This window comes from Pseudomonas sp. GD03842, assembly GCF_029841165.1.
Taxonomy (GTDB): Bacteria; Pseudomonadota; Gammaproteobacteria; order Pseudomonadales; family Pseudomonadaceae; genus Aquipseudomonas.
The window spans coordinates 38,509-60,277 of the sequence record NZ_JAOCEA010000020.1; the positions used below are offsets into that span (position 1 = coordinate 38,509).

At 60.6% G+C, this 21,769-nt stretch carries 25 protein-coding genes; 11 read left to right on the forward strand and 14 right to left on the reverse strand.

Annotation, left to right across the window (positions count from 1 at the left end; all coding sequences use genetic code 11):
* The first annotated feature begins 124 nt into the window (after positions 1 to 124).
* Entirely contained in the window at positions 125 to 1,132 is a 1,008-nt protein-coding gene (locus N5D61_RS23240) for an AraC family transcriptional regulator (RefSeq protein ID WP_108240319.1), read from the forward strand.
* Between the two features lie 16 nt (positions 1,133 to 1,148).
* Here N5D61_RS23240 and N5D61_RS23245 read toward each other — a convergent pair whose 3' ends face one another.
* Positions 1,149 to 2,603, reverse strand: coding sequence for a TrkH family potassium uptake protein (locus tag N5D61_RS23245; RefSeq protein WP_108240320.1), 1,455 nt, complete (start codon positions 2,601 to 2,603; stop codon positions 1,149 to 1,151).
* A 172-nt stretch (positions 2,604 to 2,775) separates the two neighbouring features.
* Here N5D61_RS23245 and N5D61_RS23250 point away from each other — a divergent pair, with 172 nt between their 5' ends.
* Positions 2,776 to 3,336 carry a nitroreductase family protein gene (locus tag N5D61_RS23250; protein ID WP_108240321.1) on the forward strand — a complete coding sequence of 187 codons (561 nt, stop codon included), beginning with the start codon at positions 2,776 to 2,778 and terminating at the stop codon, positions 3,334 to 3,336.
* A gap of 105 nt (positions 3,337 to 3,441) precedes the next feature.
* Here the strand turns inward: N5D61_RS23250 and N5D61_RS23255 are convergent, their stop codons facing one another.
* From N5D61_RS23255 to N5D61_RS23280, 6 genes are all read right to left on the reverse strand, one after another.
* A complete protein-coding gene (locus N5D61_RS23255) occupies positions 3,442 to 4,767 on the reverse strand; it encodes a HAMP domain-containing sensor histidine kinase (RefSeq protein WP_108240322.1) in 1,326 nt (441 codons plus the stop codon).
* Between the two features lie 105 nt (positions 4,768 to 4,872).
* A complete protein-coding gene (locus N5D61_RS23260) occupies positions 4,873 to 5,307 on the reverse strand; it encodes a Spy/CpxP family protein refolding chaperone (RefSeq protein WP_279894343.1) in 435 nt (144 codons plus the stop codon).
* A gap of 233 nt (positions 5,308 to 5,540) precedes the next feature.
* Positions 5,541 to 6,218 (reverse strand): response regulator transcription factor, encoded by a 678-nt coding sequence (locus N5D61_RS23265; RefSeq protein ID WP_279894344.1) that lies wholly within the window; start codon positions 6,216 to 6,218, stop codon positions 5,541 to 5,543.
* A 7-nt stretch (positions 6,219 to 6,225) separates the two neighbouring features.
* Positions 6,226 to 6,645, reverse strand: a complete 420-nt coding sequence (locus N5D61_RS23270; protein ID WP_279894345.1) for a translation initiation factor 2 — start codon at positions 6,643 to 6,645, stop codon at positions 6,226 to 6,228.
* A gap of 146 nt (positions 6,646 to 6,791) precedes the next feature.
* Positions 6,792 to 7,091: a YciI family protein gene (locus N5D61_RS23275; RefSeq protein WP_108240326.1), complete on the reverse strand. Its 300-nt coding sequence runs from the start codon at positions 7,089 to 7,091 to the stop codon at positions 6,792 to 6,794.
* A gap of 1 nt (position 7,092) precedes the next feature.
* The gene (locus N5D61_RS23280) at positions 7,093 to 7,701 is read right to left on the reverse strand and encodes a septation protein A (protein WP_279894346.1); all 609 of its coding nucleotides are present in this window, start codon (positions 7,699 to 7,701) and stop codon (positions 7,093 to 7,095) included.
* Positions 7,702 to 7,766: 65 nt separating this feature from the next.
* Here N5D61_RS23280 and N5D61_RS23285 point away from each other — a divergent pair, with 65 nt between their 5' ends.
* The 8 genes from N5D61_RS23285 (at position 7,767) to arfB (ending at position 14,764) form a co-directional block, all read left to right on the forward strand.
* Positions 7,767 to 8,627, forward strand: coding sequence for a PHP domain-containing protein (locus tag N5D61_RS23285; RefSeq protein ID WP_279894347.1), 861 nt, complete (start codon positions 7,767 to 7,769; stop codon positions 8,625 to 8,627).
* 13 nt (positions 8,628 to 8,640) lie between these two features.
* A complete protein-coding gene (locus N5D61_RS23290; protein ID WP_108240329.1) occupies positions 8,641 to 9,273 on the forward strand; it encodes an L-threonylcarbamoyladenylate synthase in 633 nt (210 codons plus the stop codon).
* Positions 9,274 to 9,389: 116 nt separating this feature from the next.
* Entirely contained in the window at positions 9,390 to 10,088 is a 699-nt protein-coding gene (locus tag N5D61_RS23295; protein ID WP_177411051.1) for a ScpA family protein, read from the forward strand.
* 17 nt (positions 10,089 to 10,105) lie between these two features.
* The gene (gene scpB, locus N5D61_RS23300; protein ID WP_279894348.1) at positions 10,106 to 10,897 is read left to right on the forward strand and encodes an SMC-Scp complex subunit ScpB; all 792 of its coding nucleotides are present in this window, start codon (positions 10,106 to 10,108) and stop codon (positions 10,895 to 10,897) included.
* Between the two features lie 98 nt (positions 10,898 to 10,995).
* Positions 10,996 to 11,187: a DUF1289 domain-containing protein gene (locus N5D61_RS23305; RefSeq protein ID WP_279894349.1), complete on the forward strand. Its 192-nt coding sequence runs from the start codon at positions 10,996 to 10,998 to the stop codon at positions 11,185 to 11,187.
* Between the two features lie 184 nt (positions 11,188 to 11,371).
* The gene (rluB, locus tag N5D61_RS23310) at positions 11,372 to 12,517 is read left to right on the forward strand and encodes a 23S rRNA pseudouridine(2605) synthase RluB (RefSeq protein ID WP_108240333.1); all 1,146 of its coding nucleotides are present in this window, start codon (positions 11,372 to 11,374) and stop codon (positions 12,515 to 12,517) included.
* Positions 12,518 to 12,772: 255 nt separating this feature from the next.
* On the forward strand, positions 12,773 to 14,197 hold the full coding sequence (locus N5D61_RS23315) for an amino acid permease (RefSeq protein WP_108240334.1): 1,425 nt from the start codon (positions 12,773 to 12,775) through the stop codon (positions 14,195 to 14,197).
* Between the two features lie 153 nt (positions 14,198 to 14,350).
* Positions 14,351 to 14,764 (forward strand): alternative ribosome rescue aminoacyl-tRNA hydrolase ArfB, encoded by a 414-nt coding sequence (gene arfB / locus N5D61_RS23320; RefSeq protein WP_279894350.1) that lies wholly within the window; start codon positions 14,351 to 14,353, stop codon positions 14,762 to 14,764.
* A 51-nt stretch (positions 14,765 to 14,815) separates the two neighbouring features.
* On the opposite strand, the gene N5D61_RS23325 is transcribed toward arfB, so the two are convergent.
* The 6 genes from N5D61_RS23325 to phhA form a co-directional block, all read right to left on the reverse strand.
* Complete coding sequence (locus N5D61_RS23325) at positions 14,816 to 16,030, reverse strand: MFS transporter (RefSeq protein WP_279894351.1); 1,215 nt, start codon at positions 16,028 to 16,030, stop codon at positions 14,816 to 14,818.
* 176 nt (positions 16,031 to 16,206) lie between these two features.
* The gene (locus N5D61_RS23330) at positions 16,207 to 16,386 is read right to left on the reverse strand and encodes a hypothetical protein (RefSeq protein ID WP_108240337.1); all 180 of its coding nucleotides are present in this window, start codon (positions 16,384 to 16,386) and stop codon (positions 16,207 to 16,209) included.
* A 78-nt stretch (positions 16,387 to 16,464) separates the two neighbouring features.
* Complete coding sequence (locus N5D61_RS23335; protein ID WP_146749630.1) at positions 16,465 to 16,755, reverse strand: hypothetical protein; 291 nt, start codon at positions 16,753 to 16,755, stop codon at positions 16,465 to 16,467.
* A gap of 68 nt (positions 16,756 to 16,823) precedes the next feature.
* The gene (locus tag N5D61_RS23340; RefSeq protein ID WP_279894352.1) at positions 16,824 to 18,020 is read right to left on the reverse strand and encodes an aspartate/tyrosine/aromatic aminotransferase; all 1,197 of its coding nucleotides are present in this window, start codon (positions 18,018 to 18,020) and stop codon (positions 16,824 to 16,826) included.
* A complete protein-coding gene (locus N5D61_RS23345; RefSeq protein ID WP_108240339.1) occupies positions 18,021 to 18,377 on the reverse strand; it encodes a 4a-hydroxytetrahydrobiopterin dehydratase in 357 nt (118 codons plus the stop codon).
* 15 nt (positions 18,378 to 18,392) lie between these two features.
* On the reverse strand, positions 18,393 to 19,196 hold the full coding sequence (gene phhA / locus N5D61_RS23350; RefSeq protein WP_279894353.1) for a phenylalanine 4-monooxygenase: 804 nt from the start codon (positions 19,194 to 19,196) through the stop codon (positions 18,393 to 18,395).
* Positions 19,197 to 19,476: 280 nt separating this feature from the next.
* On the opposite strand from phhA, the gene N5D61_RS23355 reads away from it, so the two are divergent.
* Positions 19,477 to 21,030 (forward strand): sigma-54-dependent transcriptional regulator, encoded by a 1,554-nt coding sequence (locus N5D61_RS23355; protein ID WP_279894354.1) that lies wholly within the window; start codon positions 19,477 to 19,479, stop codon positions 21,028 to 21,030.
* Positions 21,031 to 21,153: 123 nt separating this feature from the next.
* Here N5D61_RS23355 and N5D61_RS23360 read toward each other — a convergent pair whose 3' ends face one another.
* Positions 21,154 to 21,420 (reverse strand): DUF2790 domain-containing protein, encoded by a 267-nt coding sequence (locus N5D61_RS23360; protein ID WP_108240342.1) that lies wholly within the window; start codon positions 21,418 to 21,420, stop codon positions 21,154 to 21,156.
* Positions 21,421 to 21,769 lie beyond the last annotated feature (349 nt).

A 21,769-nucleotide genomic window follows, 5' to 3' on the forward strand; every position in this document is an offset into this window, starting at 1 on the left:
GTTGTTTGTCAGATCTACAGTCTAGCGGAGGGTACGTGGCGGCCAGTGACAATGGGTGCCAACGTAGTATCCTTCGGCTATCGGTCGCCAAGGGGCGAGCGATCGGTGACCTGAAGACGGGGCCATGGAAAAAACGACTTCTTCGAGCTGGGCGATGGGGATCGTCAAATCCCTCGAAATGGACGGCCTGGACTGCCGCGCACTGTTCGAGGAGTTGGGTCTGATCTATGCCGACCTTGAGAACCCCGATGCGCGGTTTCCCCAGGACGGCATGACCCGGCTGTGGCAGCGTGCTGTGGAACTGTCAGGCAACCCGGCAATTGGCTTGAACATCGCGCGGGTCGTTCGCCCGGCTTCGTTCAGTGTCGCCGGGTACGCGTTGATGTCCAGCCGTACCCTCAAAGAAGGCTTCGAGCGGCTGGTGCGCTACCAGCGCATCATCGCGGACAGTGCGGACTTGAGCTTCCGTCTGCTGCCTGAAGGGTATGCGCTGATTCTGACCGTCCACGGCGATCTGCTTCCGCCTACTCGCCAAAGCGCCGAAGCTTCCCTGGCGTTTGCCCTGGCCTTCTGTGGCTGGTTGACGGGGCGCCCGCTGCATCCTCGGCAGGTGCTGATCCAGGGTGACACGCCGAAAAACCTGGAACCCTACAAAAAGTTCTTTCACGCCCCGCTGACCTTCAATGCCCCTTACGACGCCCTGGTATTCGAGCGCGCCGACATCGAAGCGCCGCTGCCCACGGCGGATGAAGCGATGGCCAGATTGCACGACCGCTTTGCGGGGGAGTTTCTCGCCCGTTTTGCCAGCAACCGGGTGACCCACCAGGCGCGGCAGGTACTCTGCCGCCTGCTGCCGCGCGGCGAACCGAAGCGAGAGGCTGTGGCGCAAAGCCTGCATCTTTCGCAGCGCACCCTACAGCGCCGTCTGCAGGAGGAGGGCACCAGCTTTCAGACCCTGCTGGACGATACCCGTCGCGAGTTGGCCGAGCAGTACCTCGCGCAGCCGCAGATGACCCTGCTGGAAATTGCCTATCTGCTGGGGTTCGCCGACCCCAGCAATTTTTTCCGGGCGTTTCGTCGTTGGTTCGACGAAACGCCCGGCGAATATCGAATCAGAAAATCGATCGCATGATCCTCTCGTAGCCGACTCAATGCCGCCAGAACGCCGGAACGCACAGCACCAGAATGGTGATGATTTCCAGCCGACCCAAGAGCATCCCCGCCGACAGAATCCATTTGGCGGCATCCGGCAACGTCGAGAAGTTGCCTGCCGGGCCGATGGTTTCGCCCAAGCCTGGGCCTACGCCCGACACCGTGCTCGCGGCGCCCGTCAGTGCGGTCATCCAGTCCAGCCCGAGCAGCGAAAGCAACAGGGCGATCAGGCAGATCGTGATGGTGAAGAAGAACGAAAACGTCAGGATCGAGCGCACGATTTCATCGTCCAGCCGATGGCCGTTGTACTTCTGTTTGATGACCGCGCGAGGATGAATCAACTGGTTGAGGTTGGCCTTGAGCAGGATGTAGGCGACCTGAAAGCGGAACACCTTCACCCCACCGGCCGTCGAGCCGGAGCAGCCGCCGATGAAGCCCAGATAGAAGAAGAACATCAGCGCGAAATTCCCCCACAGGCTGTAGTCCCCCAGCGCGAAGCCGGTGGTGGTCAGCACCGAGGTGGTGTTCAGGGCGACGTGTCGCAGCGCCTCGTACCATGGCAGGTCGGTGGTCACCCAGTACCACAGCGTCATCACCAGCCACGTGACCAGCAGCAGCCCGATGAAGCCTTGCACCTGTTGGTCCTTGATCAGCGCGTTGCGATGGCCACGCAGGGATGCAACGTACAGCGTGAACGGCAGGCTGCCGAGGATCATCACCACGATGGCGACCCAATGCACGGCGGGTTGTGGCCATTTGGCGAGGGACAGGTCGGATGTGGAAAAGCCTCCAGTGGAAATGGCCGACATCGCGTGGTTGATGGCGTCGAACAGGCTCATGCCCGCCCACCAGAATGCCAGGCTGCCCAGAACGGTGATGCTGACGTACACCAGCACGATGTATTTGGCGACCATGTGCGAGCGCGGCATGACCTTTTCGGAGCGATCCGAAGACTCGGTCTGGAACAGGCGCATGCCACCGATGCGCAGCAGCGGCAGGATCGCGACCGCCATGCCGATGAAGCCGATCCCGCCCAGCCAGTGGAGCAATGAGCGCCAGATGAGGATGCCTGGCGACATGTTGTCGAGTCCGCTGAGCACCGTGGAGCCCGTTGCGGTGATACCGGACATGCTCTCGAAGAACGAGTCGGTGTAGCTGATGTGCTGCGTGAGCAGAAAAGGCAGCGCCGAGAAAATGCACACCACCACCCAACTGCTGACCGTCAGCAGGTACATGTCTCGAGGGCGCAGGTGCACATGTTCCGGGCGCCCAGGACCCACCAGCGCAAGGCCGGCGATAAAGGTCATGAGGCTCGACCAGAGAAATGACGGCATGTCACCGGTGCGGTCGAAAATGACCAGCGTGACCATGGGCACGACCATGGCGATGGCGAGGGTGATCAGGAAGATGCCGATAATGAAACCGATGGTGCGAAGGGTCGGCAACGCCATGCAGTCGCTCTGATCTGTGAGTGGAAAGGCGCTCATTCTACTCGCGGGCCAAGCGCTGTAAACCGAAGCACTTTCCGAGAATGATGTAAGAATGGCCTGTTACGTGGTCATTGACGTTCAAGAATCCGTCGTCGGCACTACAATGGCCCATCCATTCTCAGGAGACTCTTCAATGGAAGCGCTCGATGTACTGCTCAATCGTGTGTCCGTACCGCGGCTGATCGAACCGGCCCCGGACGCTGCCCAGCGTGAAATCCTCTTCGGGGCGGCTTTGCGGGCGCCTGACCATGGGGGGCTGCGGCCTTACCGCTTTCTGACCGTCGAGGGCGACGCGCGTCAGCGCATGGGCGACTTGCTGGCCGAAGCGTTGATCGAGAAGGGCGGGGGCGCGGATGAAAAGGCATTGGAAAAGGCCCGATTCGGCCCGCTGCGCGCACCGCTGGTGATGGTCGTCATCGCGAAACTGACCGACCATTTCAAAGTGCCCAAAAAGGAACAGGTCATCACTGCTGGATGCGCGGCACATGGCGTGTTGCTGGCCGCTTATGCAATGGGTATCGGTGCCGTGTGGCGCACCGGCGAGCTTGCTTATTCGCCCCATGTGGCAAAAGGCTTGGGACTGACCGCCGACGAAGAAGTCGTCGGATTTCTCTACCTCGGGACCCCTCAAAACCCGCCCCGGGAAGCGAGCAAGCCCGAGCTGTCCGCGTTCGTGAGTGCATGGCAGGGGTGAAGCCCCCTGCTGCCGGCGGACGGGGGGCGTCAGCGGTATGACAGCACTTCACTCATCGGCCATTCACCGGCGAATTCGGAAGCGGGCAACCTTCCAGAGCGAGGCTCAAATCTCCGGCGGCACCACGATGCTGGCGACGAACCCGCCTTGCGGATGGTTTTCGAACACCAGGTGCCCGCCGTGCTTCTCGGCGGCGCGTTTGGCGATGGCCAGGCCGAGGCCATAGCCTGGCGCCGTCTGGTTCGGCGCGCGATAGAACGGCTCGCCCAATTGCGCCAGCTGCTCGGCGCTGACGCCTGGCCCATGATCGCGCACGCTGATGCGCACGCCTTCGGCGGTCTGGTGAGCGCTCAATTCGATGGGCTGGCCAATCGGGTTGAAGCGCAGGGCGTTGCGCAACAGATTGTCGATCGCCCGTTCGAGTACGTTGGGCCAACCTTGAAGCCGTGCCTCGGGCGCGGCATCGACCACGATCGTCTGGTCAGTGCTGCTCAACTCGGTCTCGTCTTTCAGGTGGTGAAGCAGGCCCGGTACGTCCACCGCCGAAGCACTGCCCATGTCGGCGTCCAGTCGGGCCAGGGCTAGAATTTCACTGATCAGTTCTTCGAGGCGATCGCACTCGCGCGTCAACCGTGGCCAGAGTTTTTCGCGTTCAGCGGGCTCTGCGCGCTCCGCCAGCGCCAACGCAATGCGCAGGCGCGCCAGTGGCGAGCGCAACTCATGGGAAACATCGCGCAGCAGTTGGCGCTGGCTGACGATCAGGCTCTGCAACCGAGCCCCCATGCGGTTGAAATCATTGGCCAGCACGCCGAATTCGTCGCGCCGGTCCGCCAGGCGGGCGAGGCTGTTCTGCTGATAAGTGGTCTGACCCAGATCGTGCACTGCACCCCGTAGCCGACTGAGCGGGCGGGTAATCGAGAGGGTCACCAGCAGGCTGAAGAGGGTCAGGACGACTAGCGCGATAACCAAGGCACTGAGCGGCCACATCAGGCTCTGGCGGTGCCAGGCATCCAGTTCCGGGTGCGGGATGCGGTAGATCAGCAGGTAGGTTTCCTGGGTCTTGGGGCTGGTGTATTCCGCGGTGAGGCGGCGCCACGGAAGCGGGCGTTCGTCATCTTTCTGTTGACGCGCCTCGAACGCGGCCGCCCTTGGCGGAAACGTGCCAGGGATGACGGCCTCACCGCTGTCGTTCAATACCTGGACATCGAAGTGGTATTTGCGTTTGAGGTTCTGCAGATACTCTTGCGCCGGGCCTTCGCCCTGCTCTTCGTAAAGCTGCGTCCATTTCTGCGGCAGATTGTGCAGGCCGGGATGGCGGCTGAGGATCCAGGCATCCTGATTGAGCATGTGCCCCCAGAGGATCGACAGCCCGGCCACCAATGCGATCGCCAGCCAGAAGCTCGCGAGAATTCGCCAGAACAATGAACGCACGTAGAGCCCTCGATCCTGCCCCTGCACGAGGCGCGTTAAACAAGCATCCCGACACGCCGCGCAGGCGTGTCGGGTGGGGAGTTTACTGCCGCGGCCGCAAACCTGTTACTGGGTTTTTTGCGCTTTCTGCGCCTTCCAGGCTTCGAACTCGGCGCGTTCGGCGCGACGCTGTTCACGTTCCTTCTGCAACTGATCAAACGTCTTCTGCTGTTCAGGGGTCAGCATCGCACGGATATCGGCCTGGGTTTTCGCGTGCTTGGCTTCGATCTCATCCTTCATGGCCTTCTGGTCGGCGGGGGACAGTTTGGCCAGGTATTTCTGAGTGATTTCGGAACGGCCGCGCCATTGATCACCCATCAGCTTCCCGACCTGCTGACGCTGCTCGGGGGTCAGGTTCAGCCTGTCGAACGGCCCACGATGGTGGTGCATGCCCGGGCCATCGAAACCAGGGCCTCCTATCGGACCACCTTCTGGAGGCATGGCCATTGCGACGGTTGGCAGGGCTGCAGCGAACATCAAAGCCATCAGAGTCTTGCGCATGGTGAATCTCCTTGTCTCGGATCCGGCTCTGTGCCGGTTGTGGCCAGTTTAGGGAGATCAAGGTCAAGCGAGGTCAGGTGTGGGTAAAGCTTGGGTAAAGAGGGGGTAGCACTGAGCTGACACTGGCTGCTTTTCGTAGGAGAGCGCTTGCCCGCCATTGCGATAGGGCGGATACGTCTGTGCCATCAGATGCCACGCAATCGCGGGCAAGCGCACGCCTACACGTCATCGCGTCAAACCGTGTAGTAATAGCCGCGGCTACGTAAGGCCACGATGCGCGGCCTGCCATCGGCATGCGGGCCAATTTTCTTGCGCAGGTTGCTGACGTGCATGTCCAGGCTGCGGTCGTAGAGGGTCAACTTACGGCCCAGCGCCAGTTTTGCCAGCTCCTGTTTCTCCAACGGCTCCCCAGGCTGTTTCAAAAGCGCCTCGAGCAGACGGGCCTCGGAAACGGTGAGGGTGAACTCCTGATCGTCGATGGTCACCACGCCACGGGCCGGACTGAAGCACAGGTCGCCCAGTTCGATCTGGCTCGACACGGCTGCCGGGTGACTGCGGCGCAGCACCGCGCGCAGGCGGGCAGTCAATTCTCGAGGGTCGCAGGGTTTGGCCAGGTAATCGTCCGCGCCTAGCTCCAGGCCCAAAATGCGGTCGAGTGGTTCCCCGCGGGCCGACAGCATCAGCACGGGCAGATCGGGGTGGTCGGTGCGTAATTGCTTGAGCAGTTCCAGGCCGCTGCCGTCGGGAAGCATGACGTCCAGCACCACGGCTGCGGGAGCGGAATCGGCGAGCGCCTTGCGGGCGCTCTGGCCGTCATGGCATGCCTGGACCGCAAACCCTTCCTGGCTCAGCCAACTGCTCAGGAGCTCGCACAGCTCCTGGTCATCATCGATAAGTAACAGCTCGCTCATGACTCACTCAATTTAGCCATTGCCGACGCTGTCTACGCCAGCCGCTGGCAAAGATACCGCACAGCAGGGCGACCACTGCAACGCCGCCCCCCGTCACGAACCATTGTTGTTGCTCGGTCAGCACGCGCGCAGGCATGACTGATTGCGCTTCTTTGAGCTGCAATTTCAGCCTTTGGTTCTCCTGACGCAGGCGACCCAGTTGAATACTTTCGCGTTCTGCATCGGCATTGTGCAGTTGGCGCGTCAATTCTTCACGTTGCTTTTCGCTCTGCGCGAGTCGTTCCCGCAGTTCCACCAGTTCGCTGGCTGCAGGGGGGAGGGGCTGCGCAGGGTCGAAGGCATCGCTGGATTCCTCCGCTCGAGCGTCGAAACTGATTAGCGAAACGGCCAGCGCGGCCGCCAGCACACACCATGGACGTGGACGCATCTGCTCTCCTGACTAATCTCGCGGCGCAGGGTCGAAGCGCCGGGTTCATGGGCATTTGTCAGGGTATCGGCAAGGCAATGCGAATAATGAGCAGTCAGGTCCGACAGGGGCGAACCTGGCCGTGCACGGGGCCTTTGCAGAGAACGCTAGGGCAGGACTTGCTTGAACGGCTTCACTACGACGTGGTCGTAGACACCCGCTTTGATGTAGGGGTCCGCATCGGCCCAGGCCTGTGCGGCATTCAGTGATTCGAACTCGGCGACGATCAGGCTGCCAGTGAAGCCGGCCGGACCAGGGTCGTTGCTGTCGATGGCAGGCAACGGGCCCGCCAGGACAACTCGGCCTTCGTTTTTCAGCGCAGTCAGGCGTTCCAGGTGAGCAGGTCGTGCCTCAAGGCGTTTATCCAGCGAGTTGGCGACATCCGTTGCTACGATGGCGTAGAGCATTTCAGTCCTCGGTTTTTTTGGTGGAAGGCTCTGTCGATGCGTCCGCATCGCGAATATGACGGGCCAGGAAAATGCCTTGCCCAATCAGGAAAATCAGGGTCATGCCCAGGCTGCCGAAGACTTTGAAATCGACCCAGAAGTCTTGGTAGGTGAAGGCGACATATAGGTTCGCCGCACCACAGAATAGAAAGAACACGATCCAGGCGATGTTCAGCTTCGTCCAGATGGCCTGGGGCAGGGTCAGCGCGTGGCCCATGATCCGTTGGATCAGCAGGCGGTCACCGATGAAATGACTGCCAGCGAAAATCAGCGCGAACAGCCAGTTGACCACAGGAGCTTTCCATTTGAGGAAGGTTTCACTGTGAAAGGCGAGGGTCAGGCTGCCGAACACCAGGCAGGCGATGAGGGTCAGCCATTGGCTTTTCTCCAGCTTGCCCTGACGCACATACAGCACACCATAGACCACGATGGAACTGGCGATGAGCATTGCGGTGGCGCTGAAGATCCCGCCAACCATGAAGCTGTGACCCATGATATCGACGGCTTGGGGGCTGATTTTATAGACGACGAAGAACAGGATAAGCGGGATGAAATCGATGAATTGTTTCACAGTGAGAGCCAGAAGCTGGATGTGACGGCATAATAACAAACATCAATGACTGCGAAAGCGCCCCTATGAATGTCGACCTGCACTGTCACAGCACCGCCTCCGACGGCGCGCTTGCGCCTTCGGCGCTGGTCGCCCGCGCCTTCGAGCACGGTGTCAGAGTGCTCGCGCTGACCGATCACGACACCATCGAAGGCCTCGAAGAGGCCCGCACCGCGGCGCATGCATTGGACATGCAACTGATCAACGGCATCGAGCTGTCCTGCACCTGGGGCGGCGCCACCATCCACATTCTGGGTTACGGCTTTGATGTCGATGCCCCGCCATTGCGGGAAGCCATTGAGCAATTGCACAGTGGACGCTGGCTGCGGGCCGAGGAAATCGGCCGCAAATTGGCGATGAAAGGTATGCCTGGTGCGCTGGAAGGCGCGCGCGCCGTTCAGAGAGCCCTTGGGGACAGCGGAAACGCACCCGCCCGACCTCACTTCGCCGATTTTCTGGTCAATGAAGGCTTCGTCAAGGATCGCGCCGAGGCCTTTCGCAAATGGCTGGGTGCAGGCAAGCTGGGCGATGTGAAGCAGCACTGGCCGACGCTCGAAGACACGGTCGCCACCTTGCGAGCGGCCAACGCCTGGGTCAGCCTTGCCCATCCATGGCACTATGATTTTACTCGCAGCAAACGTCGCAAGCTGGTTGCGGATTTCCTGCAGGCTGGGGGCCAGGCAATCGAAGTGGTGAACGGCTTGCAGCCCGCCGATCAGGTGGGCAGCCTGGCCATCCTGGCTCGGGAATTCGGCCTGCTGGTGACCGCGGGAAGCGACTTCCACGCCCCCGGCGCCTGGTCCGAAATAGGCGTCTACCGTCCATTGCCGGAGGATCTGCCGTTGTTATGGCGGCGATTCACACATGACCCGTCCACTGCCGTCTGAACAGGAAACTACCGTGAGTCAATTTTTCCAGGTCCATCCGGAGAACCCGCAGGCGCGCCTGATCAAACAGGCCGTGGACATCATCAAGCGCGGTGGCCTGGTGGTGTACCCGACCGATTCGTCCTATGCGCTGGGTTGTCAGATGGGTGACAAAAACGCTGTCGAGCGTATTCGTCGTCTGCGGCAGCTGGACGATAAACACAATTTCACCCTCATGTGCTGCGACCTTTCGCAATTGGGGCTGTTCGCGAAGGTCGACACGGCCGCATTTCGGGAACTCAAGGCGCATACGCCGGGGCCGTACACCTTCATCCTCAATGCCACGCGGGAAGTCCCGCGCCTGGTGCTTCACCCGAAACGTCGCACCATTGGCTTGCGGGTCCCGCGTCATCCCGTCGCGCAGGCGTTGCTGCAGGAACTGGGCGAGCCGCTGATGAGCGTGAGCCTGATCATGCCGGGGGAAGACTTGCCGATGAGCGATCCCTACGAGATGCGCGAATTGCTCGAGCATCAGGTCGACCTGATCATCGACGCCGGGCACGGTGGCGTTTCGGCGTCCACGGTGGTCAACCTGTCCGAAGGTGAGCCGCAAGTCGTCCGCGTCGGCTGTGGTGATCCAACGCCTTTCGGGGTCGCTGTCGAGTGACGGAGGCTCAAGCACTGGACCCCCAGGCGGGCGCCCAGCAGGAACTCCCATTCGCCGTGGTCTATGGGCAGGCCGTCACGCAAATGCCGGTCGACCTGTATATCCCACCCGATGCGCTGGAAGTGTTTCTTGAGGCCTTCGAAGGGCCGCTCGATCTGCTGCTGTACCTGATTCGCAAGCAGAACATCGACATCCTCGATATCCCGGTCGCGGAGATCACACGCCAGTACATGGGCTACGTCGAGTTGATGAAAACGGTGCGTCTAGAGCTGGCGGCCGAGTACCTGGTGATGGCGGCCATGCTCGCCGAAATCAAATCGCGAATGTTGCTCCCGCGCTCGGAAACCGCCGAAGAGGAAGAGGACGACCCGCGTGCCGAACTGATTCGCCGCTTGCAGGAGTACGAGCGCTTCAAGGCGGCCGCCGAGGCTATCGATGAATTGCCTCGTGTCGGCCGCGAAGTGGTGGTGCCCAAGCTCGATGCGCCGCAGGCGCGGGCGCGCAAGCTGTTGCCGGATGTCGCGCTGGAAGAGCTGCTCATGTCCATGGCCGAGGTGTTGCGCCGCGGCGACATGTTCGAAAGCCATCAGGTGAGCCGGGAAGCGTTGTCCACCCGCGAGCGTATGAGCGACGTGCTTGAACGGTTGAAAGGCGCGGGTTTCGTCCCCTTTGCCGAGTTGTTCACGGCAGAGGAGGGGCGACTGGGTGTCGTCGTGACGTTCATGGCGGTGTTGGAACTGGTCAAGGAGCAACTGGTCGAGCTGGTGCAGAACGAGCCGTTCGCTGTCATTCATGTACGGGCGCGAGCCGAGTAATAAGCAAGAGCGAATTGATGAACCTCAACGACCCCCGTGAACTCGCCCCTCTGCTTGAAGCCTTCCTGTTGGCGTCCGGCAAACCGCAATCGCTCGAGCGGCTCTACGAGCTGTTCGAAGAAGGCGAACGCCCGGAACCGGCGGTGTTCAAGAAGGCCCTCACATTGTTGGGCAAATCCTGTGATAACCGCGCGTTCGAGCTGATGGAAGTGGCGTCCGGTTATCGCCTGCAGATTCGCGAGAAATTCGCGCCTTGGGTGGGGCGCCTTTGGGAAGAACGACCGCAACGCTACTCGCGCGCGCTGCTGGAAACCATGGCGCTGATCGCCTATCGCCAACCGATCACACGGGGAGAGATCGAGGATGTACGGGGTGTGGCGGTCAACAGCAACATCGTCAAGACGTTGATGGAACGCGAGTGGATCAGGATCGTCGGCTACCGTGACGTGCCGGGCAAACCGGCGATGTTCGCCACCACCAAGGCATTCCTTGATCATTTCAACCTCAAGAGCCTGGAGCAATTGCCACCCTTGGCCGACTTGCGTGAGATGGAGGCCGAGCCCGTGCTGGAGTTCGACGACGCGCCGGTGCCCGACCATCTGCAAGCCATGGCGGACGCCGCGTTGGCCGAAGAGGGCGAAGCCGAGCCGGAACCGCCTCGGGACGAAACCAGCTTCCGCAGCCTGCTCGCCGAACTGGACACCATGGAGCAGGGTCTTAAAACCGACTTCGATGACCTATTGCCCGATGAGGCCGATAAAGTCTCTGAATTGGAAGATGCGCCGCCAGACGACCAAGATCCACGCTGACGGCGTGGGCTGCGAGAGCGTTTGCCTCGACTCCCGGGCCGTCGAGTACTGGCGGAAGCCCCCTTCAGCGCAGCGAAACAATTCACCAGGTCTCTCACGTGAGCACGAAAGATCCCTGCATCAGCATTTGCAAATTCGATGACGACATCTGCCGCGGCTGCGGGCGCAGCAAGCGGGAGATCAAGTCCTGGAAGAAAATGGACAAGGACGAAAAACGCGCCGTGCTGGCGGCGTCGGCAGCGCGCCTGAAAGACTTGAAAAAGGCCGCCGGTCGGCGGAAAAAGAAATAAGGCGGATATTTTCATCTAGTCTCTGATGCGCGACGTGCGCCAGGGGCGTATGATTCGCGGCCTTTTGGCGAACCTCACTCGCCAAGACATTTCAGTTTCAGCCCACGCTCTGGCCTTCAGAGTCGGGCAACAGGCCATGCCCGCTCGCGCATGACCCTGATTCGACACACCGGGAGGTGCCCAGATGAGTGAACAAGACAAGCAAGAAACCGAGATCCGCCCCGCAGGCGAGAAACTGCAGAAAGTGCTGGCGCGGATCGGCGTAGGGTCGCGTCGTGATGTCGAAGCCTGGATCGGCGAAGGCCGGATCAAGGTCAATGGCGTCGCGGCCACCCTGGGCCAGCGCGTCGACCTGCACGATGCGATCACGGTCGATGGCCGAGTGATCAAGCGTGAGGAAGGGGCCGAAACGGTCCGTCGCGTGATCATCTACAACAAGCCGGATGGCGAAATCTGCACCCGCGACGACCCGGAAGGCCGTCCAACCGTGTTCGACCGCCTGCCGCGCCCGAAAGAAGGCCGCTGGATCAACATCGGTCGCCTGGACATCAATACCACCGGTCTTCTGATGTTCACCACCGATGGTGAACTGGCAAACCGCCTGATGCATCCGTCGTTCGAAATGGACCGTGAATACGCTGTGCGCGTGCGCGGCGAGGTCGATGACGACATGCTGTTGCGCCTGAAGAACGGCGTGATCCTCGAAGACGGTCCGGCGCGTTTCACCGATATTCAACAAGCGCCGGGTGGCGAGGGTTTCAACCATTGGTACCACTGCGTGGTGATGGAAGGCCGTAACCGTGAGGTGCGGCGTCTGTGGGAATCCCAGGGTCTGGTGGTCAGCCGGCTGAAACGCGTGCGTTTCGGTCCGGTATTCCTCAATTCCGACCTGCCAATGGGGCGCTGGCGCGAAATGAGCCAGCAGGAAGTCGACATCCTCAGCGCCGAGGTCGGCCTCAAACCTGTTGCGATGCCGCAGATGAACGCCAAGGCCAAAGACCGTCTGGAGCGCTTGCAGCGGCAACACTCCCGCCCGCTGAGCAAGAACGAGCGGGTGCGTCAGTTGCGTCCGGCGCGTGATGCGTCGTCGTCCGAAGCAGAGCGTCCTGCACGCAGCCCAGCCGACAGCGGGCGCCCCGCGCGTACGCCGCGCCCAGCGGTGGAAGGTCGTACCGGCGGCCGCGCGACGCCAGTGGCGGAGCGGCCGAGCGAGGTGGCCAAGCGGCCAACCAAGCCGAAAGCGACGCGTCCCGGCATCAAGCTGAGCGACGACAAAGCGCCTGCGAGCAAGCGCCGCGGTGCTCCCAATGGTCGCCGCAAGCCTGAATGATGCAGGTTTGAGCTAAAAAAACGCCAGTCCCTGTGACTGGCTTTTTTTTGGGGGACATCCTCCTACGCCCACGTAGGGTGGACATCGGTTCGGCACCGTCTGGTTTGGGGTGTACAATGCCGCGCGTTTTTTCTGTGATCCATGGGCGCCTGCGCGCCATCCATTCGGGGTTACCCACCTCGTTTCCATTCCGCTGCGCCATAAGCGCGTCGGGTTCGATTCCGTCACAGACAAGAACAATAAGGTGACACTGAAATGAGTGAACACATGTCCCATTCGGGTGACTTGAAGCGCGGCCTCAAAAACCGCCATATCCAGCTGATTGCCCTCGGTGGTGCTATAGGCACCGGGCTTTTCCTGGGATCTGCCGGGGTTCTCAAATCGGCCGGCCCGTCGATGATTCTGGGCTATGCCCTGTGCGGTTTCGTTGCCTTCATGATCATGCGCCAACTGGGCGAAATGATCGTCGAAGAGCCGGTCGCCGGGTCTTTCAGCCATTTTGCGCACAAGTACTGGGGTGGCTTCGCCGGCTTTCTGTCCGGCTGGAACTGCTGGGTGCTGTACATTCTGGTGGGCATGTCGGAATTGACTGCCGTCGGCAAATACGTCCAGTACTGGTGGCCGGAAGTCCCTACCTGGGCCTCGGCCGCGGTGTTTTTCGTGATGATCAACGTCATCAACCTGGCCAACGTCAAAGTGTTCGGCGAGACCGAATTCTGGTTTGCGATCATCAAGGTCCTGGCCATTCTGGGCATGATCGCTCTGGGCAGCTACCTGCTGGTCAGCGGCAACGGTGGCCCGCAGGCCTCGGTCAGTAACCTCTGGGATCGCGGCGGGTTTTTTCCCAATGGCGTCAGCGGGCTGGTCATGGCGCTGGCTTTCATCATGTTCTCGTTTGGCGGCCTTGAGATGCTGGGCTTCACCGCTGCCGAAGCCGATCAACCGAAAACCGTCATTCCCAAAGCCATCAATCAGGTGATCTACCGCATCCTGATCTTCTACATCGGTTCGCTTGGGGTGTTGTTGTCGTTGACTCCCTGGGATGCTCTGCTCACTGACCTCAATGCATCGGGCGATGCCTACAGCGGCAGCCCGTTCGTGCATGTGTTCTCCATGCTTGGCAGTACGACGGCGGCTCACATTCTCAACTTCGTGGTGCTGACCGCCGCGCTGTCGGTGTACAACAGCGGCACGTATTGCAATGCGCGGATGCTGTTCGGCATGGCTGAGCAGGGCGATGCGCCGCAATCGCTGGCGAGGGTGGATGAGCGTGGGGTACCCGTGCGGGCCATCTTGGTCTCGGCGGCCGTCACGCTGATTGCGGTGCTGCTGAACTACCTGATTCCGCAGGACGCGCTGCAGTTGCTGATGTCTCTGGTGGTTGCGACGCTGGTGATCAACTGGGCCATGATCAGCATCTCGCACCTCAAGTTTCGTCAGTACCTCATCAGCAAGGACCGCCAGCCAACGTTCAGGTCGCTCTGGTATCCGTTCGGCAATTACGTGTGCCTGGCCTTCGTGGTGATGATTCTGGTGATCATGCTGATGATTCCCGGCATCCGCATTTCGGTCTACGCGATCCCGGTCTGGCTGGTCGCGATGGGGCTGTTCTACATCGTCAAGATCCGGCGTCATGCCGAAAGCCAATCGATGGCGCAACGCAACTCGATTATCAAGTAGTGTGGGGGGGCGCGCCGATGGCCCGGTGCGCATTCACTCCTGCGTAAAGCGTCGGCTGAAGCGACCGTTCTGCCGACGCTGACTCCCCGCCAGTGAAACCCTCCTCACCGAGCGGTGAAGGCCCTGATATGACGTCTCGATACGGGCAACCCCATGTTGATCATTTCCAACAACGTCCACCTGCCTGACCACGAAGTGGAACTGACCGCAATCCGCGCTCAGGGCGCTGGCGGGCAGAACGTCAATAAGGTCTCGAGCGCGGTGCATCTGCGTTTCGATATCAACGCATCGTCCCTGCCGCCGTTCTATAAGGAGCGGCTGCTCGCTTTGCGCGACAGCCGCATTACCAGTGATGGTGTGATTGTCATCAAAGCTCAGCAATACCGAACGCAAGAACAGAATCGCGCGGACGCGTTGGAGCGGCTGACCGAGTTGATCGTCAGTTCGGCGAAGGTCGAGAAGAAGCGCCGACCGACAAAGCCGACGCTGGGGTCGAAAACCCGTCGGCTGGAAGCAAAGTCCAAACGCGGATCGATCAAGGCAGGGCGGGGGAAGGTCGACTTTTGACGAGCTGTCGCGGGCCGCTCTTGGCCCTTGATCGGCGGCAGGTTCAGTTCCTCACAAACCCGTAGCCGTTTCTCGCATCACCTTCGCCTGTTTGTACAGGTAGATGCTCAATCCCAGTCCGCCCAGTGACGCCAGCGCCGCGAACAGGAATATCGAGGAAAAGCCAAAGCCTGACGCCACTGCGCCGGCCAGAGGGCCGGTGATACCCAGTGAAAGGTCGATGAACAGGGAGTACGCACCCACGGCGGCGCCACGGCTCGAAGCGGGTACCAGGTTGACCGCCTCGACCCCCAGCGCCGGAAACACCAGCGAGAAACCAAAGCCGGTCAGTGCTGCCCCGGCCAGCGCCAGGTTTGGATTGGGAGCCAACCACAGCAGCAGCAATCCCAGCGCTTCGACGGACAGGCAGGCAATGGCCACACGAAAGCCACCGATTCGGTTGATCATGTTGCCGAACAGCAGCCGTGCACAGATGAAGCAGGCGCCGAACAGGCTCAGGCACAGCACCGCATTCGGCCAGGCGTGGCTGGCGTAATACAAGGTGATGAAGGTCGCGATGGTGCCGAACCCGATTGACCCCAGGGCCAGCCCCGTACCGTGGGGCAGCACGCGGCCAAGCACATGGAGAAAGGGCATCCGTTCCCCGTGGACGATCGGGGCCGGTGTCTTTTTCCAGGCCAGCGAGATGCCCAGCGCCGCCAGGAGTATGATGCTCACCCCCATCGACCACAGGCCGAGGGATTGGACCAGCAACACGCCCAGAGGAGCGCCGATCGCCAGCGCGCCGTAGCTGGCGATGCCGTTCCAGGAAATCACCTTCGCGGTGTTCCCGGCCCCGACCCGGCCGATGCCCCAGCCTATCGAGCCGGAACCGACCAGGCTTTCCGCGCTGCCCAACACCAGACGACCGACGAACAGGCACACCAGGCTGACCATTGGCCAGGCATCGAGCCAGCCCGCGAGCAGCATGAACACCCCGCTCAGACCACAACCAAACAGCCCGATGATCACGGCCTTTTTGGGCCCCTTGTTGTCGATGATCTTGCCGGCCTGAGGGCGGCTGAGCAGCGTGGCGAGGTACTGCACGCTGATGACCAGCCCCGCGGTGACTGCGCCGAAGCCCAGGTCGGTGTGCACATACCCCGGCAGAACGGCCAGTGGAATCCCGATGTTCAAATAACCGATGAAGGTGAAAAGGACGATGGAAACGACCTGCAGTGTGACGGCGATAGGGCGTTGGGGTGCGGCGCTTGAAGCGTCTGGCATGAGCAACAATCCACGATTACGGCTGGAAAGGAGGGGCGAGGGGTCGAACTGAATGAAGCGTAGACGCTTGAACGGCAAGCGATGCCACATGATAACGAGGCTTTCCCGTTCGTGGCAGTCGAAGGTTGAACCTGATGTGAATGGAAATTGGATCGCGTGGGGTCAGACGCTTCGGATCATTTAGCGGCGGGCGCCAGAAGCTGTGTCGTGACCAAGGCAGCCAGGGCATTTTCCAGGGTGCCGAAGCGAGCCAGCAGGGCCTGTTGTTTTTCTGGGGGTAAGCGGCTCCAGATCTCGATCATTTTCTCGGTGGTGCCGATCAGTGTTTGTGCCTGGGTGTCGGTAAATTCGGTCATGGTCCGTTCTCGAAGCCTGTCAGCCCTTATGGAAGTACGCCTGCGAGACGCTCTTGCATAGGGGCTGAGCGTCAGCCTTCAGCGTTGGCCTTGGGCTTTTTTGCTTTCACTCTTTTTTACACCCGCCTCCCGCTCGATCGGCTGACCGAGTTCACGACGGGCTGCTGCGCTTTGTTGGGTTTGGCTTGGGAAGGGGAAGTTCGGGATTTCGTGCATCGTCTGTCGCTCCTCACAAGTTGCTTGGTTCAGTCCGCTGAAGGTGCAGGTTACCCCATTCAGCGAACCTCCCTGAGCTGCCGGGCCGGCAGCGCGTCCATAAAACGCCACCGGAGGATACAGCACAACTGATGACAAACAGACGTTCAGCATGGCCGTTGGTCATGTAGTGGGCGTCTTGGCGCACAACCCGCCATCGACCAAGGCCTTGCCCCGGCGATTCAGTCCCTGCACACCGCCGCGAACGCTGCCGCCAGCGCGTCCAGGCGGCTGGCATCGATGCCGGCGACATTGGCCCGACCGGCGGCGACCATGTACACGCTGTGTTCTTTGCGCAGCCGAGCCACTTGGTCGTCGTTCATGCCGGTGTAGGAGAACATGCCCCGTTGCACGCCGATGTGTGCAAAGCGTTCGCCGAGCCCCAGGGGGGTCAGGGCCTCGACCAGCCCCTGACGCAATTGCGCGATACGGCTGCGCATGGCTTCCACTTCGTCCGCCCAGAGCGACTTGAGCTGCGGATCACCCAGAATCTCGGCCACGACTGCGGCGCCATGATCCGGTGGATTGGACCACAGGTTGCGGGCGGTGGCGGAAAGTTGGCTGCGGACATCGGCCAATTTCTCACTGCTGTCGGCACACACCAGCAATGCGCCCGTGCGTTCACGGTACAGGCCGAAGTTCTTCGAGCAGGAACTGGTGATCAGCAGCTCCGGTAATTCGGCGGCGAACAGGCGCACGGCCCAGGCATCTTCGTCCAGCCCTTCGCCGAAGCCCTGGTAGGCAAAGTCGATCAGTGGCAGCAAATTGCGGCGTTTGACGATTTTCAACACTTCATGCCAGTCATCGTGACTCAGATCGAAACCGGTGGGGTTGTGGCAACAGGCGTGGAGCAGGACGACATCGCCTTCCGGAATCCTGTCCAGGGTGTCGAGCATGGCCGGTACGTTGAGCCTGTTGTCGCTCCCCACGTAGGGGTAATGGCTGACGTGCAAGCCGGCTGCGGCGTAGATGGTCTCGTGGATCGGCCAGGTCGGGTCGCTCAGCCAGATGCCCTTGCCCGGCAGGCAGTTGGCGATGAAATCGGCGGACAGGCGCAGGGCGCCGGTGCCGCCAGGAGTTTGCGTGGCGCCGACGCGCTGATGCCGGATCAGCGGAGAGTCAGCACCCATGACCAGTTCACAGATCAGCGTACCGAACCGCGGCTCGCCATGACCGCCGATGTACGTCTTGGTCGGCTGGGCGTCCACGAGGCGCTGCTCGGCCAGCTTGACGGCCCGGGGGATGGTGGTCAGCCCCTGCGCATCCTTGTACACACCGACGCCCAGATCGAACTTGTTCGGGTTCGGATCCTTGGCATACGCCTGGATCAGGCCCAAGATCGGATCATCGGGTACACGCTGAATCTGTGAGAAATGCATTTACTTACGGCCCTCGGCGCTCTTGGCCACCTCGTCAGTGCGGGCGGCCATGATGAAATCGTTGCGGTGCAACCCTTTGATGGAATGGCTCCACCAGGTCACGGTCACTTTACCCCACTCGGTCAGAATGCCTGGGTGATGACCTTCGGCCTCGGCAATTTCGCCGACCGCGTTGGTAAACGCCAGCGCAAATTTGAAATTCTTGAACAGCCAGGCCTTTTCCAGCTGCATCACGCCGTCCCGGACTTCGATGTTCCAGTCCGGAATCTGGCGCAGCAGCGTCGGGAGTTCGGCTTCGCTGACCTGCGGTGCGTCGGCGCGGCAGGCTTCACAGTGGTGTTGGCTCAGCGTGGTCATGATTGCAATCCTTGTTCAGACAGTAACGGGTTCGGAGGCCGGATTTTTCGGCGCGAAGCGGGGTGCATGAAGCCCGGCCTGCATGGCGGTTCGGACCATCTCCATGATGTCGGCATGGGCCAGATCGAACAGGCGCTTGAGGTCAGGCAGCACGAAGTAGAGCGGCTGCAGGATGTCGATGCGGTAGGGCGTGCGCATGGCTTCCACCGGGTCGAACGCCTGGTGCGCCGGTTCCGCCGACAGGCTGTACACGGTTTCCTTCGGCGAAGACAGGATGCCGCCACCGTAGATCCGGCGGCCGTGAGCGGTGTCCACCAGCCCGAACTCGATGGTCATCCAGTACAGACGGGCAAGATACACGCGTTGCTCTTTCGTGGCTGCCAGACCGAGCTTGCCGTACATGTGAGTAAATTCGGCGAACCAGGGGTTGGTCAACAGCGGGCAGTGTCCGAAGACTTCATGGAAGATGTCAGGCTCTTGCAGGTAGTCCAGCTCTTGCTCGGTACGGATGAACGTCGCCACAGGAAAACGCTTGTCGGCCAGCAGCTCGAAAAACGTCTGGAAAGGAATCAGCGCCGGAACACGGGCGACCTGCCACCCCGTGGCCTTGTCCAGCACATGGTTGATCTCGCGCAGTTGCGGGATTCGATCATGGGGCAATTTCAACTGCTCGATGCCGTCCAGGTAGTCCTGACAAGCTCGTTCTTCCACTACTTTCATCTGGCGGGTGATCAAGGTATTCCACACCCGGTGATCGGCCTCGGGGTAGTCGATGAAGCCGCTGGCGTCCGGTTCACGGGCGACATACTGCGTGCTCATGCTGCTCTCCTGTAGGTTTAATTGTTATCTGGAGCAAACGTGGGCCGATGGCCCGCTTGTCGCTATAGATAGCGTCTTTTCCGGCGATTCCGGATGAGGTTGGGGTCATCGGACGCGGAAAACACCAGGGTCACTGTAAAGAATTCCTGACGCAAGAAGTGTCGGCTTTTGGAATCGCGGGTAGCGAGCGCCCGTTTTCGCCCTGTCCTGTAACGTAAACTTGACGACGATTTGGCACCCGGCTCAAATCTTCTCGACACCTCCACCCGAGTGACTTTCCATGCGGATCAAAGTGCACTGCCAAAACCGCGTCGGCATTCTTCGCGACATCCTCGATCTTCTCGTCGCTTATGGCGTAAACGTGTCTGGCGGAGAAGTTGGGGGGGAGCATGGGGATGCGATTTATCTGCGCTGCCCGAACCTGATCAACCTGCAATTCAAGGCGTTGGTGCCGAAGTTCGAAACGATTCCCGGGGTATTTGGCGTCAAGCGGGTAGGCCTGATTCCTAGCGAGCGTCGGCATATGGAGCTGAATGCGTTGCTGGGGGCGTTGGAGTTTCCGGTTCTGTCCATCGACATGGCAGGCTCGATCGTGGCGGCCAATCGGGCAGCGGCGCAGTTGCTGGGGGTGCGTGTCGACGAGGTGCCGGGTATTCCCCTGTCGCGCTACACCGAGGACTTCGATCTGCCTCAACTGGTGCGAGCGAATCGTTCGCGGACCAATGGCTTGCGAGTCAAGGTCAAGGGCGACATCTTTCTCGCTGATATCGCACCCTTGCAGTCCGAGCACGAAGACAGCGAAGCCATGGCCGGAGCCGTGTTGACGTTGCACCGCGCGGATCGCGTCGGGGAGCATATCTACCAGGTACGCAAGCAAGAACTGCGGGGTTTCGACAGCATCTTCCAGAGTTCGAAACCCATGGCAGCGGTGGTCCGCGAAGCACGACGCATGGCGCCTCTGGATGCGCCGTTGTTGATAGAAGGGGAAACCGGAACCGGCAAGGAATTGCTGGCGCGGGCCTGCCACTTGGCGAGCCCGCGTGGCCAGGCGCCGATCATGGTGCTCAACTGCGCCGGGTTATCCGAGTCGATGGCCGAAACCGAACTGTTCGGGTACGGGCCTGGTGCTTTCGACGGTGCGCGGGCGGAGGGAAAATTGGGGCTGTTGGAACTGACGGCGGGCGGCACCCTGTTTTTGGACGGCGTCGGCGAAATGAGTCCGCGGCTACAGGCCAAATTGCTTCGCTACCTGCAAGAGGGCTGTTTTCGCCGTGTTGGAAGCGATGAAGAAGTCTTCCTGGATGTGCGAATCATCTGCGCGACGCAGGTGGACCTGTCCGAATCGTGCGCGCGGGGGGAATTCCGCCAGGATTTGTATCATCGGCTGAACGTACTGTCCCTGCACATTCCGCCGTTGCGGGAGTGCCTGGACGGTCTCGAGCCTCTGGTGCAGCATTTCCTCGACCAGGCGAGCCGGCAGATCGGCTGCCCGCTGCCCCGTATCGCGGTCGACGCGATGCGGCGGATGGAGCAATACCATTGGCCGGGTAACATTCGTCAGTTGGAAAATGCGTTGTTCCAGGCCGTTTCACTGTGCGAAGGCGGCCAGGTGAAGGCCGAGCATATCCGTCTGCCAGATTACGGCGCGCGCTCGCCATTGAACGACTTTTCGTTGGAGGGCGATCTGGAAGCCATTGTCGGGCGTTTCGAGAAGTCAGTTCTTGGTCAGTTGTATGGCCAATACCCTAGCAGCCGTTTATTAGGAAAACGATTAGGCGTTTCCCACACGACAATAGCTAATAAGTTGAAACAGTATGAAGTTGGGAATAAATAAAAGAGGCTTCGTTATTTACCTGTCACTGAAGCGCGAATGATTTCACGGCGGGCCGGCGGTGGCGTTGCAAGAACGCTGCCGCCGTCAGACCGTACTGCCACATGCGATGTCGCGTCAGGGCGGTCAGCCGTTGCTGCACCCGTTGCCCATCACCATGTACTCCATTATGTGACGCTGACCGCGGGAGTCTTCATAGGTCATGTGCTGCGGTACGACGGCACACACGTTAGGCGTATTGTCCACCGAAATGACCTTGGCGATGTCCGGATGGCTCGCGTAAGTGTAGTGCTCGATGCGTTGCTGTTGGGCAGCCACCTTCGCGCCCGATTCTTCTGCCATTGCCATGGCACTGAAACCACAAAGAGCCATTACCACCAGTGCAGCTTTCATTACATATTTCCTCTCAGTTGCTTCGTCAACTCGGTCGAACCGGAATTCTGTTCGGCAGGGTGCGCAAAACCCTTGTGGGGTTCTGTGTGAAGTCAGTTGTTACCAGGTTGGGTGAGTCGATCGACAAGCCGGAGTGGGGGGCGTTAGTTGTCAATCGTTTGCCGTGTTGGCGGAATGAAGTTTATGCCTCTCCCGGGCGGTTATATAGAAACCATTTTGATAAAGACTGTTATGCATTTCGGTAACAATCGTCGAAATGACGGAGTAAGGCGTTCGGTTCTCGTTCCTTGGTCGTAGTTCAAGCGGCAGGATTCGCCGAAAGGCGGGGCCTTTAGCGCTTTTCAGCGTT